This is a genomic window from candidate division WOR-3 bacterium (genome assembly GCA_016926475.1).
Classification (GTDB): domain Bacteria; phylum SDB-A; class SDB-A; order SDB-A; family SDB-A; genus JAFGIG01.
Map to the genome: position 1 here is coordinate 1 of JAFGON010000068.1, position 15568 is coordinate 15568.

15 protein-coding genes are annotated in these 15568 nt (G+C 43.9%); 2 read left to right on the forward strand and 13 right to left on the reverse strand.

The genetic code is table 11. The features are described from left to right. Window positions 1–10: 10 nt before the first annotated feature. A complete protein-coding gene (locus JXA84_06690) occupies window positions 11–163 on the forward strand; it encodes a hypothetical protein (GenBank protein ID MBN1150887.1) in 153 nt (50 codons plus the stop codon). A 155-nt stretch (window positions 164–318) separates the two neighbouring features. Further along, window positions 319–1293 (forward strand): T9SS type A sorting domain-containing protein, encoded by a 975-nt coding sequence (locus JXA84_06695; protein ID MBN1150888.1) that lies wholly within the window; start codon window positions 319–321, stop codon window positions 1291–1293. Window positions 1294–1449: 156 nt separating this feature from the next. On the opposite strand, the gene JXA84_06700 is transcribed toward JXA84_06695, so the two are convergent. The 13 genes from JXA84_06700 to JXA84_06760 form a co-directional block, all read right to left on the reverse strand. Continuing rightward, window positions 1450–4218, reverse strand: a complete 2769-nt coding sequence (locus JXA84_06700) for a hypothetical protein (protein MBN1150889.1) — start codon at window positions 4216–4218, stop codon at window positions 1450–1452. Next, window positions 4163–5113, reverse strand: coding sequence for a hypothetical protein (locus JXA84_06705; GenBank protein MBN1150890.1), 951 nt, complete (start codon window positions 5111–5113; stop codon window positions 4163–4165). Before JXA84_06705 ends, JXA84_06700 begins: the two co-directional genes overlap by 56 nt. After that, the gene (gene lpxK / locus JXA84_06710) at window positions 5110–6069 is read right to left on the reverse strand and encodes a tetraacyldisaccharide 4'-kinase (protein ID MBN1150891.1); all 960 of its coding nucleotides are present in this window, start codon (window positions 6067–6069) and stop codon (window positions 5110–5112) included. The genes JXA84_06705 and lpxK overlap by 4 nt, the downstream gene beginning before the upstream one ends. Continuing rightward, complete coding sequence (locus JXA84_06715; GenBank protein ID MBN1150892.1) at window positions 6063–7310, reverse strand: glycosyltransferase; 1248 nt, start codon at window positions 7308–7310, stop codon at window positions 6063–6065. The genes lpxK and JXA84_06715 overlap by 7 nt, the downstream gene beginning before the upstream one ends. Continuing rightward, entirely contained in the window at window positions 7298–7948 is a 651-nt protein-coding gene (locus tag JXA84_06720) for a DUF374 domain-containing protein (protein ID MBN1150893.1), read from the reverse strand. The genes JXA84_06715 and JXA84_06720 overlap by 13 nt, the downstream gene beginning before the upstream one ends. Beyond that, window positions 7932–9047, reverse strand: coding sequence for a lipid-A-disaccharide synthase (gene lpxB, locus JXA84_06725; GenBank protein MBN1150894.1), 1116 nt, complete (start codon window positions 9045–9047; stop codon window positions 7932–7934). Before lpxB ends, JXA84_06720 begins: the two co-directional genes overlap by 17 nt. Further along, window positions 9019–9990 (reverse strand): Gfo/Idh/MocA family oxidoreductase, encoded by a 972-nt coding sequence (locus tag JXA84_06730; protein ID MBN1150895.1) that lies wholly within the window; start codon window positions 9988–9990, stop codon window positions 9019–9021. Before JXA84_06730 ends, lpxB begins: the two co-directional genes overlap by 29 nt. A 3-nt stretch (window positions 9991–9993) precedes the next feature. Then, the gene (locus tag JXA84_06735; GenBank protein ID MBN1150896.1) at window positions 9994–10365 is read right to left on the reverse strand and encodes a holo-ACP synthase; all 372 of its coding nucleotides are present in this window, start codon (window positions 10363–10365) and stop codon (window positions 9994–9996) included. Further along, complete coding sequence (locus JXA84_06740; GenBank protein ID MBN1150897.1) at window positions 10362–11993, reverse strand: nucleoside kinase; 1632 nt, start codon at window positions 11991–11993, stop codon at window positions 10362–10364. The genes JXA84_06735 and JXA84_06740 overlap by 4 nt, the downstream gene beginning before the upstream one ends. Then, window positions 11990–12694 carry a hypothetical protein gene (locus JXA84_06745; GenBank protein MBN1150898.1) on the reverse strand — a complete coding sequence of 235 codons (705 nt, stop codon included), beginning with the start codon at window positions 12692–12694 and terminating at the stop codon, window positions 11990–11992. The genes JXA84_06740 and JXA84_06745 overlap by 4 nt, the downstream gene beginning before the upstream one ends. Continuing rightward, complete coding sequence (locus JXA84_06750; GenBank protein ID MBN1150899.1) at window positions 12684–13613, reverse strand: hypothetical protein; 930 nt, start codon at window positions 13611–13613, stop codon at window positions 12684–12686. The genes JXA84_06745 and JXA84_06750 overlap by 11 nt, the downstream gene beginning before the upstream one ends. Beyond that, window positions 13610–14164, reverse strand: coding sequence for a hypothetical protein (locus JXA84_06755; protein ID MBN1150900.1), 555 nt, complete (start codon window positions 14162–14164; stop codon window positions 13610–13612). The genes JXA84_06750 and JXA84_06755 overlap by 4 nt, the downstream gene beginning before the upstream one ends. Window positions 14165–14616: 452 nt before the next feature. Further along, window positions 14617–15568: T9SS type A sorting domain-containing protein (locus JXA84_06760; GenBank protein ID MBN1150901.1), on the reverse strand; the 952-nt coding region annotated here is incomplete at its 5' end.

Sequence of the window (15568 nt, forward strand, 5' to 3'; positions counted from 1 at the left end):
AACTGTCACTCTGGACAACTACAGCAACGTAGGAGCCGGAGCTCACAATCTGGTTTGGCAGGGAAGGGACAGGAACGGAGACGAAGTATCTGCGGGAACGTATTTCTTCAGGCTCGAAGCCTCCGGAAACGTCTTCTCCGGAAAGATAATAGTCGCGGAATAAGACTTAATCAGACAGAGTCTTGAAAAGGGAGCCTTAGGCTCCCTTTTTTTAGGTATTCTCCTATTTACATAACCTTTTTAACAATTAATTATTTATTTGACAAACATAATGATTGTAATTATCATTTATCAAACTAACTTAAAGGAGGAAAGCAAGTGAAGAAGAATTTATTGTTTTTGGCGGTTATGGTTATTGTATCTGCTAACCTTTCAGCCGGATTTCAAACTCATGTCAGCTCTGAGAGGATACTGTATTCCTCAGCCCCTTCTCAGACTGTTATGAATCCATTCGCAGTTATTTTTCAGCAGATTCCAGACACCTTGACCGCTTCCGGATACGCATGCCAGCTTGACAGCGCTTATCCTTTCGAAGCCGACATAGCTGACGATGTTACTGTCCCCGCCGGTGGCTGGGTTATTGACACCGTGATAACATGGTGGTCGAACTGGAACGGATTCACAGCTTGGGCAAACGTCCCCAACGTACATTTTGTGGTCTGGGCCGATGCGGCTGGACAACCTGCAGTCACACCTACAAACGAATATGTCTGCGAAATGGCAAATTACACAGCGACTCAGTATGGTTCCCCGAACCTGACTTACAGGCTGACAATGGATGTCACGTCTTTGGGCATTGTAATTCCCGAAGGCACATGGTGGATTGAAGTTCAACCTTCGAACGTCTACACTGCCAACGGCCAGACCGGTCTTCAGGCGGGTGTAGGAATTGGAAACGGAAACCAGATGTGGTTCAAATCAGATGTTCTGGGTTATCCAAGTTGGGTGACCGCATCCACAGTCTGGTCGAGTGCTTATGAAATGGGCGTCATCCTCATCGGCAACCCCAACTCAGTCCAAGAAACCCCCGTAGATGTTCCTTCTACAGTCTCCTGCAGACTCGTATCAGCGCTATCTGGTGATGTCGCAGTTGAGTTGGCTCTTCCTCTCTCATCCGATGTTTCGTTCAGGGTTATGGATGTCACTGGAAGGACAATTGGCTCTAAGGATTTGAACGCCGGAGCGGGAACCCACACCGTTTCTCTCGATCAGAACCTCGGAACCGGAACGTATTTCTACAGGCTCGAAGCCTCCGGAAACGTCTTCTCCGGAAAGATAATAGTTGCGGAATAAGACTTAATCCGAAAGAATCTTAAAAGGGAGCCTTGGGCTCCCTTTTCTTTATTGCCATTTTCCATAACATGCTTGTTTGATAGAAATGCTGTTTTAACGGCTACAAAACCGAGTTTTCCAGACCTGAACTTTGAGATTTAAACTATCTTCTACGTTTTATTTCATAAGAAAGTATTTTCCAAAAGCTTCAACTTCACCAGCTCTTATCTGAAGAAAATAACTTCCCTGTGGCAGTTGATAACCGGAATTGTCTTCCCACCGGTAGAGTGTTTTGTCCGAACAATCCAAGAGTCTGTCGAAAACAAGCCTTCCGGTTATATCGAAAACTTTCAGGGAAAAGTTTCTCTCTTCGAAATCTTTACCCCAGAATATTTCTACCCCCTCATGGCAAAGCCTCATAGCAGGTCTTGAGTGTAAATTTACAGGGCTCTCTTCGACTGAAACTTGGTCGAGGTAGACAAAACATTGCTCAAGGAATCCTCTCGAATTCTGCATGAAAAGTAGAGGAAAGCCGGTGACGACGAATTTCTGGGAATCGTCTCTGCCCAGGGCTGTAATCTTGCCGCTCTGTGGGTAAGAACCTCCCCATACGCCAAGAGTGTCTATGTCGCTCGCACTAAAATACATCGCCCTGTTCATTTTTCCGCCCCACGAGGGGTTCATGAGGGAGGAATTGACGTATATGTCGGGAAAACCGTTTTTGCCCTGTGAATATTCAAAGTTATTCTGTGTGACGAGAATCGCTTGTTCAACGTTGAAAATCGAGAGGAAATCCTGGTCCGCTTCTTCAAAAGCTCTCCAGCCCGAGAGTATGAATTTCCCTCCCGCGGCGATGTAGGAGCCGACAAGTTGTGAATTGTCTTTTACCTGACTCATCGTGAAATATTCATCGCTGTGCCATATCACGCATTGGTAATGTCCCAGTAGTGAAAGCTCTGGAAGCGCCGTGTCGCAGTGGAATACATCATGGGTTATCCCGGTCATGAGAGATTCGTAAACCGAATCCACCCAAGCGTCCGTAGGAAGGAAAGGCTGTGAACCGTTTCCGCCCTCAGTCTCGTCTACAAGCAGTATCCTCCTGTCGAAAGGAAAAGCAACGGGCGTCGTTGAAGAGGTGTCTGAACGGGAACTTTCCCAATTGTCTGAAATCTCGAAAGTTACGTAAAAAGTGTATTTCTGGCCGTTTGTCAGATTCTGAGCGAGGAAAAAAGTGTCCGTTATAAGGGTAGAGTTCAACTTGCTGAACAAGGTGGAACCATATAGCGCGGCGTAGACGTTGTATCCTGTTAAATCTTGCATTTGGCTTTCCGACCAACTGACAAGGACGGATCCGTCGAGTGCGAGCAAAGCGGTTATCTGCGGCTGTTCTTTTTCTGTCAATGACGTGAACTGCGTTCTAAAGGGGTCGAGATGAACTGAATCGGTTGTTAACGAGTAGTAATTGTCAAATGTGTCGTCTGTCGCAGTTGCTCTCATAATAAAGGTGTCGTTGCCGTTGAAAAAGAAAAGAGGAGCCCTGATAGTGAAATCGGTGGTTGAATTTGACAATGTCCATGCCCTCACGAGAGCGCTGTCGGCTCCTGCTGTTTTCTTGAAATCAATCCATCTCATGAGAGGTGTGCCGGAACCGAGAACCCACTGCTGGAAAAACCATGATAGGTCTTCTCCTGATACTGCTGAAAAAACTGAATCTACGTCCTGCCACGTCAGGTTGCCTTGTCCGTGGGTTAAAACAATGTTCTGCAAGGAGCTGAAAAAAAGTGAATCGCCGATCATGAACCTGAGTGCATAAAACACGCTGGCAGGTCGCTCGTAGGTGAGATCGGAATAATAATACTGCCAGGGAGGATCATACATAGGATACATACCGTATGATCCTTCCCAAGCGATGTAGCTGGATCTTTTCTGGTGCATATAGTTGTGCATGGCCTGTAGGCCGGAAACCTTTTCCTCGAAAATCCCCTCCGAAAAAGTCGCCATTCCCTCGTTGAACCATACTTCTTTCAAATTTTCAGTCGTCACAAAATCTCCCCACCACATATGCGAGAGTTCATGAGCGAAAAGGTGTTCGTATGATCCGGTGCCGGTTATCACCGAAGGACCTACCAGTATGCAGTCTTGGTTTTCCATGCCTCCCGGTACCGGTGCTTCGGCGTATGCGATTTTTTCCAGCGGGTAATCACCGTATCTTTCTTCAAATACGTGAAGCATTGTGTCTAACCTTCTCAAGTCATACGCAAGGGCCGCTGAATCCTGGGGGTAAGCTGCCAGAATGACCGGTATCCCCCCGGTTGATGAACTGGTGAGGGAATAATCGTAAGCGGCAAGCCCCTGAAGGTAAGGTGCAATCTTTATCGGCTCACTCCAGAAAAACTTTCTTCTGTTTCCTGACAACTGGATGACGGAATCTAAAAGGCCGTTAGACATTACATATAGATTATCTGGCACGGTGTAATACTGCCTTGCCAAGGCTTTATGCCTGTGAGCGTCAAGGCAGGGAATCCATGTCTTAAGGCCGAAAGGCGCGTGACAAGAGTAGATCAGGGATTGATCTATGAATATTCCCCCTGATGCGAATGGCGTCGGCACCTGGACAGGAACAGCTCTGTAAAAAATATCGACTGAAAGGGTCTCGGAAACTGCGTACATCTTGTCCAGTGAAACTATGAGAAGACTGTCTGTCTGGTAAAAGTATCTCAAAACGTTGCCAATTTTGACACTGTCGGCGACGGGAGAAACGCAGTCGAGTCTCAGGGTGTCACTAGAATGAAGGCAAATGAAATCCTCTGTCGCAAAACCAAGAACTGAGTCGTATTGTGGCTTTATTTCAATGTCTGTGAACCTGTATGTGTTTAGCCAGCATGAATCATCACCCAACAGTAGCGCCGGAATTACCAGAAAAACGAGAGATAAAAATTTCTTCATCTTTGTGCCTCCTGAGTTTATCCAAAGCTTCTTCACCGAAAAGCAGAAAAAGTATTCCGCCTATCGCGGAAAGTTCTTTGTCTTTATGTTCAATACCTTTTAAATTTTCGATAATTTTGTCTCTGAAAAAAGGGCAATTGAGGGCAACTCCCCCTCTCAGTGCGAAATAATGGGAATTGGTCTCACGAGCTAAACATGAAATTTCACTGCTTAAAAAACCTGCGGCACGTTCGATAATTTCCTTTGCTTCGTCCAACCCTAGGTCTGCCGCTCTTTTCAAAGTGCGGGTCAGCGAGGAGATTTCACTGACGGGATTTTTAGACGACAGGAATTTTCGAATCGTCTCCATGGGAGTCAATGAAGTCTCTTCTAAAACGAATGAGACAAGAGGACTGGTGCCTTTTGTTTTTTTATCGTGAAAATCCGCGATTTTTTTTAAAATTTCCCTTCCAATCCAAAAACCGCTTCCCTCATCGCCCAAGAGCGGTCCCCAACCGCCCGTCCTCAAAAGGTTGCCGCCTGAGTCCACAGATATCGCTATGGAGCCTGTTCCGGAAATCGCAAGGATGTTCTGATGTCCATCGAAAGCTCCATAATAAGCCGCGAGGGCGTCGTTGACAACAATATGCCTGCCTTTATGCCCGGATTTTTTTAGGCAAAAATCAAAATACTTCTTTTCGTCCTCGCTGTAAAGACCAGCGAAGGCGGCGCCGACGGGGATTTCAGGTTCATAGTTTTCGGAGTTTTCGAAAAAATCGCTGATTACGTCAGCAAGACGGCTTTTTAACCTCAGAAAATTTCCTTCTTCGTAAAAGGATCTTTCGACGATCCTCCAATTTTCAAGAAAGAAAAACCTCAATCCGCTTCCTCCTCCCTCAATTACTATGGCTTTCATTGTAGCAATTCCTCTATTTTCTTTTCAAAGACCTGGGCTGAATTTCCGAGCCACTGGATTTTTGATCTGACTACAACCGTGGAAAACGGAAGTTTTACTGCGTCCTTTTCAGTGCAGAGGATCTCATGGCAATTTAAAGCTTTCGATAAAGTCATTATCTTTTCAACTTCTTTTGCTGAAAAAACATGGTGGTCTCTGAAGAATATGTGTTCTTGAATGTTGAACCCCTGCTCTATCAGGTTTAGCATGAGGGATTTTGGTCTTGCGATTGAACTTACGAAGAAAAACTTGGTGTCGCGAGGAAACTCCACGCCGTCCTTTTCGGCTTTGTCAGCTTTAAAATCGCAAAAAAGAGCAGGAATGTTTTGGGTCCCGTTGATTTTTGAAAAATCCATGGGAAGAACCGGGCTTTTTGCCCTTGTGAATACTATTAGGTCTGCTCTTTTTGAAGAGATCAAAGGTTCTCTTGAGTTTCCGAGTGGTATAAGACCTCCTCCTTTGGGGCAGGCCCAGTCCAGAAGCAATAAATCGAGGTCTTTTTCTATTCCGTATTGTTGAAACGCGTCGTCGAGGATTACGACTTCAATATCCGGGTAGAGAGCTATCAGATCCAAAAAACCCCTTTTACGGTTTTTATCGGACAACACAGGAAAACAAGGAAATTTTCTCGCGAGCATTCTGACTTCGTCCCCCGCTTGTCTGTTTCCCGGCAGAACCAGGCCTCTGTGCGAGCCACCGTAGCCTCTTGCGAGAACCGCGGCTTTGATTTCCTTTTTTTTTAAAAGGGACAAAATATATTCCACAAACTGCGTTTTGCCTGTTCCGCCCATCTCTAAGTTTCCTACCCCTATGGTTTTTCTTGAAAATTTTGTCTTCTTGGCTGATTTTATTGATCTGTCTAAGCTGTATAGAGCGAAATATGGAATTGTCATCGGCGCGAAGAGATGTCTCAACATGAAAAGCCCGGGATCATCTTTTCAATGCTCTCGTAAATCTCTTCTTTTGAAATGAGCATCGAAAGGGCGGCTTGCCTGATGTTTTTTGAAGCCGTCATTCTCATTTCTTCGTTGGTGAGTATTTTTTCGAGAGCTTTTTCGAGTTCTTTAGCGTCTTGAATAATCCATGCACCCTTTGCCTCGGCGAGTTTTTTCATCGTCTCCTCGACGTTTTGGTAGTAAGGTCCCATAAGGACTGGAACACCCTGGAAAGCGGCTTCGAGAGGATTATGCCCTCCTGAATTCACGAGGGATCCGCCGACAAAAGCGATTTTTGCCTCGGTGTAGAATCTCGGCAGTTCGCCTAAACTATCGAGGACAGTCAAACCGGCGTCAATTCTTGTAGATTTGGATCTCAAGCGCGCCTCAATGCCTTTCTCGCGAGAGAACTTTATGATTTCAGAGGTCAAATCGAGGTATCTCGGGGCGATAAGAAGAGCGAGAGACGGAAATCTGGTTTTAATCCGCGAATAAACTTCAATTATGCTTTGGAATTCATCTTCTCTAACCGGTCCTGCCGTCCACAATATGGTGTCTTTGCCCAGGGGAAGAGGTGGAGGTGACTGTTTTTGGTAAAGCGCTTTTAGAGAACCAGTTTTAAGTATTTTGTCCGGGGGTACGCCGATTTGCTCGAACCTTTTCGCGTTCAGTTCGTCCTGTGCGAAAACATAGGTGTAGGAAGACAGAACTCTTTTTAAGAATCTCCTGAAAGCTTTGTATCTGGGGTAGGTCTTGTCTGAAATTCTCGCGCTTAAAAGAAAGACAGGTATCCGCTTCAATCTGCACAAAAACAGAAAGTTCGGCCATATCTCCGTTTCGGTGAATAGTATGCACGAAGGTCTTACTCTGTTTATGGCGTTGATGATGCTCAAGGGAAAGTCGAACGGGAAAAAAGCGGTCTTTACGTTTTTGCCCTTCATGATTTCTTCCGCCCTCAGTAGGCCTGTTCTAGTGTATGAAGTGACTAAAAATCTGTAACGGGGGTGTTTGGCGCTGAGGTCGGTGTAGATCTGCCTTAAGGAGTTTATTTCCCCGACAGAAGAGCCGTGTATCCAAATCACGAACCTCTTTCTGAATTTCGGCATGAATCCCCATCTCTCCATCCACTCGTGTCTTGTCTGGAGTACCTTGGCGAATATAACTATCGCTATGAACGGAAAAAAAACAGCGAGGAGGAGGTTGTAAATAATCAAGCTGAGCAAAGATATCTCCGCGCGGTTTTTTCAAGATCTATGATTTCTTTTTCTATTAGTGGTTTGATGCTTCTCAGGTTCGATTTTTGTTTCCCCATAAAGATAGGTTTTCCGAGGAGAATACAGACTTTGCTGAAAGGAAAGGCGAGGCGAAACCTGTCCCATGATCTAAAAGAGTGGAATTTTTTGTAGGATAGAATTACCGGAATCAAGGGAGCTCCTGTTTTAAAAGCGGCGGAAAGAACTCCCTCTTTGATTACCAGCGGCGGCCCTTTAGGACCGTCTGGGGTTATAACGACAAGCTCTTTCCTTTCAAGAGACCTGACAATGTCTCTCTGGGCTGATGTAGTTCCTCTTGTTGCAGACCCTCTCAGTGTTCTGTACCCCAGTTTTAGGGCTATCCTCGAAATATACTCTGCGTCTCTGTGCTTTCCTATTAGAACATTATAACCTCTTTTTCTAAAAAAATAAGCGGGTACGAGAAGATCTCTGTGCCAGAGAAGATAAATAGCAGGATAGTTAGATTGCTCGGTCAAAGTCTCATCGACGTTTACTTTCAAAATTGACAGGGTCTTCCCCCACAAAAGTATCAAATAGTAACCAAGGAAATGGCCTATACCGAGGAAAATATTATCTTTTATTTTCATTTAAGTATCTCAGGAAATTAAGGGCGGCTCTTTTGGATGCTCCGGGGGGACCGAGTTTTCCTTTAACTGTTTTTATTTTATCTATTATCCTGTTTCTTTCGGTTTCGTCATAAACAAGTTTTGCTGCGCACCGGGAGATGTTTTTGGGGATGGCGTCTTTTTGTATGAACTCCGGCAGTATCTTTTCATTCCCTGTTATGTTGACAAGGCTTATGTAAGGAACTTTAGCGAGAATTTTTGCTATCATGTAAGTCAAGGGTTCTGTTTTGTAAATGACGATCATGGGTTTTTCAAAATAAGCTCCTTCGAGAGTCACGGTTCCTGAGGCAACAATCATTAGTTTTGACCTCTTCATCACTCCGTAGGGATCTTCTCTAACAAAAGTAATATAGTCAGGCGTTTCAGTGCTCTCGGATATTTTGTCGTCGCAACAGGCGACGAGGAACTTAATTTCTTTGTGATCTGATTGCAGTATCTTTGCGGTCTCAACCATCAAAGACAAGTGTCTCTTTATTTCCGATTTTCTCGATCCGGGAAAAAGTCCGACTGTCACTTCTTTTGATTCTGTATTATTGCCAGTTTTACTTTCGCCTTTTAAGACGATGTCGAGGACTGGATGGCCTACATATAGAGATTTGACTCCGTATTGAGAGAAAAAATCCGGGACAAACGGCAGTATTACAAGAGCGAGATCGACGTATTTTTTTATCTGTCTTATGCGCCATGTCCCCCATGCCCATACTTGGGGCAAAATATAGTAGACAACCGGTATTTTGAGTTGATGCGCCAGCATCGCGACATGAAGGTTGAATCCGGGAAAATCAACAAGGACGACCGCGTCAGGTTTCTCGTCCCTCATCCATCTGCGAATTCTGTTAAAAATCCTCCTGTAGTGAAAAAGGTTTAGTAAAGGCGACACAAAGCCCATCGCGGTAAGAGAGTCGTAGGGCAGAATTATCTTTGCTCCTGCCTTCTCTAAATTTTTTCCCCCTATGGCGAAAAAATCAATGTTTTCATCAAGCAGAAGAGATTCTTTGATGAATTCAGAAGCGTGTAAGTCTCCGGAGAGCTCACCCGTTATTATCAGAATTTTGCGCATAGGGCCCTATAATTTTCGAGTATCTCTCTTTGATCTTTTGGATTATTTTCCAGGCGACCTCGAGTGATTTCATGCCGTCTTCCCCGCTGACTTCAGGTTTTGTTTCTCCTCTGACGGATTTAAGAAACGATTCGATTTCGAACATGAGAGGCTCTCCTTCTTTTTGATCGGATTTGTCCATTGATATGCTGTATTTTCCGTTCTCAAGGGATCTTCTGTATAACTCGACTGCCCTTTCCTGAAGGTCGACAGATATGTACGCGTCCATTTGGAAAAAGCGGATTTTCCGCTTGGCTTTTTGAGCCGCTCTGCTGACCATCAAATTCGATATTGCACCGTTTTCAAACTCTATCCTCGCGTTGGCAATGTCGATTTCTCTTGAGAAAATTGGAGCTCCCGTCGCTGATATTTCTTTTATGGGGCTTTTTATGTATTGAAGCACGATGTCAATGTCGTGTATCATGAGGTCGAAAACAACTGCCACGTCGAGTCCCCTCTCGGAAGGAAAACCGATTCTGTGACTTTCAATGAAAAAAGGGTTTTTAATCATTTCTTTTACGTAAAGAAATGCCGGGTTGAACCTTTCGGAATACCCTACTTGCAGTACTACTCCATTGGCATGAGCGGCTTCAACCATCTCTTTCGCGTGAGACGTCAAAACGGATAATGGTTTTTCAACGAGCAGGTGCTTTTTTTGGCCGAGTATTTTCATTCCAATGGAATAGTGAGTTGAAGCTGTCGTGGCGAGAGAAAGAATGTCGACTTTTCTAATGAGTTCATCCATGTCAGGATATGGTTTGCAGGAAAACTCATTCGCTATTTCATTCATTCTGTCCGTGTTAAGATCATAAACGCCTTCAAGGCAATTGAGTTGATTGTATATTCTCGCGTGGTGTCGACCGAGATGTCCGACCCCGATTACGCCAGCCCTAATACTTTTCATTTTCTATCCTTTCTCAAATACAGCTAACGCGACAGCGTGTTGTCTTTCGTGGCTTATGGAAATGTGAATTTTACCTTTTCCCGCTTTTTTTTTTGCTCTTTTTTTCAACACCAGCACCGGCTTTCCACAAGATGATTTCACGCAGAAATCCTTAAACCAGATTCCTTGGCTCATGCCTGTTCCCAAAGCTTTTGAAGCAGCTTCTTTCGCTGAAAATCTTCCTGCTATCCAGTCCAGGTCATTTTTCCTTTTCGAAAATTCAACCAACTCGTCTTCGCAGAGTATTTTTTTGGCGAATCTGTCGCCGTATATTCCGAGAATATCCGAAATTCTTTTCTTTTCTACTATGTCTATGCCAATTCCATTTATCATCAGTATTTGAAAACGCTTCCACCTATAAATTCTCTGAGCACTGAAGTGAAGGGAACTTCCGCAGAATCCATTTCCAGATAGTATTCGAGAAACGAGATAAGGCGGACAGCTTCTTTGTAGGCGGGGTCGTCTTCTTTGACGGTTTTCAGCATTTGTACCGCTTTTCTCTTCAAAACAGGTATCTCATATATCAAAGAGGTGTTGAACATTATATCAGCGGTCTCCTGGTAGGGGTAAATCCACCTGCTCTCTCCGCGCGAAATGCTGTGCCATCTGTTTATGGTGTCAGTCGGGCTGTATCCTCTGAATTGGCTGTCCCGGACTATTCTTCTCAAAATCCGGTAATCCGAGGTTGTCACTCTGTTGTGGTCGTCTATGTTCACCTGTGTCAAGGGGCTGACGTACAGTTTCAGCTTGATTTCGGGGTCGAGCATGTATGTGAGGTCTTCGTTTAAAGCGTGTATTCCCTCAACGATTATTGGATGTCCAGGTTCAAGGTATGCTTCTCTCGAATTCACCTTTTTTTTCCCCGTGTTGAAATCGAATTTTGGAATTTTTACTGTTTTGCCGTTTAAAAGGTTGAAAAGCTGTTCTTGAAACAGATCTGCTTCTATGGTCTTGGGGGATTCGTAATCGGGTTGTCCTTTTTCGTCGAGGGGAGTCTTGTCCCTGTCGATAAAATAATTGTCGAGAGAGAGAGTTATTGACCTTAGCCCGTTTACTTTTAGCGCTATCGTAAGCCTTCTCGAGAATGTTGTCTTTCCTGATGAACTCGGTCCGGAGATCAAAATAACCCTCTTTTGTCTGTCTTGAAAGACAGTGTCCGCTATCGCGGAGAGTTTTTTCTCATGAAGAGCCTCGGCAACTCTTATGATCTCTCCACCCCTTTCTTCGGATATAGATTCGTTGAGTTCTTTTACATTCGTAATACCGAGAATTTGGTTCCATCTTCTCTGCTCGTGGTATATTTTGAACAGCTTTTTTTGTTCTTTCCACTGCCCGAGTTTTTTAGGGTTGAAAAAAGATGGGAATTGGATGACGAGGCCCGGAGGGTAAGGCTTGACCTCGAAGTGTTTCAAAAGGCCTGTTTTCGGGACGAGAGGGGAAGTATAGAAGTCAACGACAGGCCCCGATTTGTAAACTATGACATCTTTTTGTTCGTATCTCTCGAGAAGCCCTGCAGTGTCTTCTCTGTTTTCTTTCTTGAATAGTTTAACGGCTTTTTCCCTGGTCATCCACTCTCTGCATATTTCTTCGTCGTTTTCGACGGTTTTTTTCATCCTTTTCTCTATGGAAGTGATTTCGTCTGTTCTCGGGAGAACTGAAGACACTATTTCGTAGTAGTAGCCCGAGGATATCGAATGGTTGACTACGACCCTGGAGTTGCCAAAAATTTCATTCACAGCCCTGTATAGCAGGAAAGTAAGTGAGTTTCTGTAAATTCTCAACCAGTCTGGATCAGAGAAGTCAACAGGGACAAGTAGCCCTCCCTCTTTCACAGGCAGCATTGGGTCAGTTGTGTATCCGTTTAGGCGGCAGGCTATCATGTTTTCGACATCTTCACCCGAAGATTTGAAAACTTGAAAGGGGATTTGCCCTTTTTTTATAGAAATGCCCGTTTTTTTGTTCATCTCACCTCTTTCAGAGTTACCTTTGGGATTTTAAGGGCAGTTCTATTGTTCTCGAGTATTCCGCCCTTTTCTTCAAAACCCAGTATTAAAAGGCTTATCTTATCAATAATTTGGTCGAAGTCAATGCTGAGAATATAGGAATTTTCTTTAGCCCGCCAGTTGAGAAGAAGATTTTTAGACATCAAAACAGCTCCCTGGGAAGACATCTGGGTCGGCAATGAAGGTTCGATGTATTTTTTTTCAAACTCTGGCAAATCGAAAAATATTCTTCCGAAATCCATACCGTATTGGATAGCGTTTTTGGAGTTGAAAGCAGGTACGATAGTTGATACGGAATAAGGTTTTTTTGGTATTTTCGCCTCTGCCAGTTTTTTTGCCGCGCTCATTAGTATTTCTTCGTCTCTGCCTGTTTTATCGTTGTTGTGGACATCAAAATACTCGGAGGCATCAAACTCCGCAAAATTATCAAAGCCTGTCACTTCTATATGTTTTTCAACTATTGTCGCAGAAAGCAGGAAATAAGGCAGAAAAATGCTTGAAGATTCTGTTGAAGACGAGAATATTTCGAAAGTTTCATCAGTAGATTCTCGGGGTTCGAAAGCTATAAGACACTTGGGGCAAATGAAAACTTTATCGTTCTGCTTAGCCTTCAAAACGTTCTCGCATTTCGGGCATTTCAGGGGGACAACTCTAATCGCCATAGTTTTTCCTGAAAAGTAAGGCGACAAAAACTAAAGCCGCCAAAATTCCAATGCTTTTGAAAAGAATTCCTCCCGAAACCAATATACCCGTTACAAAACCCGTCAGAACCGTCAAGGAGACGAAAAAGCCTTTTTCTTTGATGAAGCTTTCGCTTTTTAGAGTTTCCGTTTTCTTTCCAACCGTCTTTCCATTTGTGCAGTCAATAATGTAAAATCCTTGTCTTTTGTCCGTTATAAAACGTATGAGAATAACAGGCAGAAAAATCAGGGATAGATTGAAGTCGAGAACTTCAGCGGAGGCAGAAAAAAAATCGAATTTATCTTTTTCCCAATTAGAAAGAGCCGCCTCTTTCATCTTTTTGACAAATAGGTTTTTGGCATCATCGATATCTTTTTCCGGAAAAAAAATCATTCCGGTTTTTTTCATCTTATCTTCATCGAAGAGCAAAAGGTCTTTCTCAATGAAAGAGAGGTCAGCTGAAGGAAAATATTCCCTGAAAAATGAATTGTCTATGTCAACTATCGAGCCGGGAAAATCTATTATTCTCCTTAAAATTTCACCTCCCTCTGTTCTGGACACTGTTTTGCTTTCGCCTTTTGCTTCTTTGATTTGGACGGGTATTGTCTTTCTGCTGATTTTGCCAGACACCCATCCCGAAACTTTGCTCCAGCCCATCCAAATCGGGACAAAGATTGTATCCCTGTCGATAATCCTGATATTTTCCAGGGAGTATTCCTCTTTTAGGTCGTTTTGAGCCTTTTCGACAGCAAGCGGGGCTATATCTTTTCTGTATGTGAAAATGCCGCCTGTGAGAATTATTTTTATCACAGTCCCGCAAGCTTTGCATTTGCAGACTTTATCGCCAGTATTGTAAGGCACGGGAGACGAGCATGAAGGGCAGGAAATAGAGATGTTCATTTTCTACCCGGTCTCCATATCGCTGAAATGACGAAAAAGAACAAAAAAACTGGAATTGAAAGCCAGGGGCTGAATTTCCATAAAAATCCAGAGAAGATTGCGAGGGTAAAAAAGGATAATTCAATCCAAATAGCGCCTGAATTTTTTTGATCGTCTTTTTGTATCCATTTCGAGCCCTCGGAAGCTGAAATCCAGACGCTTTGCTTTGAATTTTTTGCATACCAATAAGGTATATAGGCGTGTACGGTTTCATTTGAAGAAAGGGTTGTGAAACCTTCTAACTTATCGGAATAGACCTTTTCGCCATGACTGATCTTCAACGATTTAGGAGCTTTTTTGTGCAAAGGGATGCTAATCGGAGGTTTTGAAAAGGGGACCAGGTACCCTTTGATGAAATCGACTTCACCTATCGACGAAAGGGCGATCTCCCAAGCCGCCTTTTTTTCTACTACAGGTTTTAAAGTCCATATTTCAGATGAAAGAGCACAGACTTCGACTGAACTGCCGCAAAAAGGACAGGCTAAAACCTGAGGAGAAGTCCTCAAGTTCAACTTTCCGCCGCACTGTGGACAAACCGATACCATTGTAAGCCTTTTTTAAAAAAGCTATTATAACATAAAACTTTCTGAGCTGAAATCGCAACTTAAGTTTTTGATATTTTTATGAAGTGTGTGAAATATACATACATGTTTCTTATAAAAGTATGATTGTTCATTATACTTCGTGGTAGGAATTGTATTTGTTACAAATATCAAAAAAGAGATACCCTCAACTAAAAAATATGATTACATATTTTTTATCAAAGGACACGAAGTTGGGGAAATAATAAGAATTTGAACCACGAAGCGAGGATTACTTTCAATTTTTATACTTCGTGGTAGAAGTTTCTTTTTTTTACAAACCAAAATAGAAAGATATATCTACTTTTACGAAATCAGACTATGGCTGAATAGAAAAAAAGAGGGGAGCAGGACTCCCCTCTTTCAGTAACATAAAAATTTTCTCAGTCTATTATGGTCAGCTTGCCTGTGTAGTTGACGCCCGAAGCGTTTACCTGATAGAAATACATTCCTGGAACGTCGGATGCGAACTCGAAAGTTTTTTGTCCCTGGACAGAACCCTGGAACAGGTTCTCAACGATTCTGCCCGTCACGTCGAATACGTTGACATTTACGTTGACCATGTAAGGAGTCGAGAAACTGATAGCTGTCTTTCTGCCAATAGGAGTTATCGCCCTTACATCAAAAGGATAAACAGGCGAACCTATAACCTCTTCGACTCCGTTTTGAGGGCAAGTGGTCGCGCCGAGACACCAGCCGTATAACAAGCCGTATCCTCCGAGATCTTCCCATCCGCCGGTGTTGGTCCAAGCCCAATCGCTCTTAAAATTGATGTATGAACCGGAGTTGACCGGGAAAGGATATGTAGTGGCCTCATAAGTGAAACCGACCATGACCCAGAAAGTGTCCGTCGCTGATATGAGAATGGAGTCGTTTCCAAGAGGAACTGTATACCAGCCGGAATCTCCTCTCACAGTGAAAGGAACTATGGCGAGTGTGTCGCCAGCCGCTGTGTCGCCGAGAATTATCACTCTGGCGTCATTGGCGGGGTTAGTTCCGGTCCTGAGCTGGAATATTACGTTGCGAATGTATCTTCCTGTGTAAGCCGAGAGTTCATCCTGGGTGAGTTTTATTGCCATAGCCATCCACTCCGGAGGATCTCCGTAGCTTATTCCGCTTGTGATTGGATTCCAGTCCCAGTAGGTGATTGTGTCGCAATAGTCTCCGCCGCCGCCGATTCCGAAAAGGTTGAGCATGGAGTCTACCATGGCAATCGGCGTGGAATTGGGAGTTATGGACCTCAGGTCGTTTGTCCAATAAGCTGCTGTTCCGTCGTTCTTGGCGGAATTGATGTTGTTAGCTCCGGATGTGACAACTATCTGGCCGTTTGCCGTC

Excerpts from the sequence above, each read along its gene's own strand:
- JXA84_06700 (MBN1150889.1), bottom strand. The coding sequence starts at position 4,218 with ATGAAGAAATTTTTATCTCTCGTTTTTCTGGTAATTCCGGCGCTACTG.
- JXA84_06705 (MBN1150890.1), bottom strand. The coding sequence starts at position 5,113 with ATGAAAGCCATAGTAATTGAGGGAGGAGGAAGCGGATTGAGGTTTTTC.
- lpxK (MBN1150891.1), bottom strand. The coding sequence starts at position 6,069 with ATGTTGAGACATCTCTTCGCGCCGATGACAATTCCATATTTCGCTCTA.
- JXA84_06720 (MBN1150893.1), bottom strand. The coding sequence starts at position 7,948 with ATGAAAATAAAAGATAATATTTTCCTCGGTATAGGCCATTTCCTTGGT.
- lpxB (MBN1150894.1), bottom strand. The coding sequence starts at position 9,047 with ATGCGCAAAATTCTGATAATAACGGGTGAGCTCTCCGGAGACTTACAC.
- JXA84_06730 (MBN1150895.1), bottom strand. The coding sequence starts at position 9,990 with ATGAAAAGTATTAGGGCTGGCGTAATCGGGGTCGGACATCTCGGTCGA.
- JXA84_06740 (MBN1150897.1), bottom strand. The coding sequence starts at position 11,993 with ATGAACAAAAAAACGGGCATTTCTATAAAAAAAGGGCAAATCCCCTTT.
- JXA84_06745 (MBN1150898.1), bottom strand. The coding sequence starts at position 12,694 with ATGGCGATTAGAGTTGTCCCCCTGAAATGCCCGAAATGCGAGAACGTT.
- JXA84_06750 (MBN1150899.1), bottom strand. The coding sequence starts at position 13,613 with ATGAACATCTCTATTTCCTGCCCTTCATGCTCGTCTCCCGTGCCTTAC.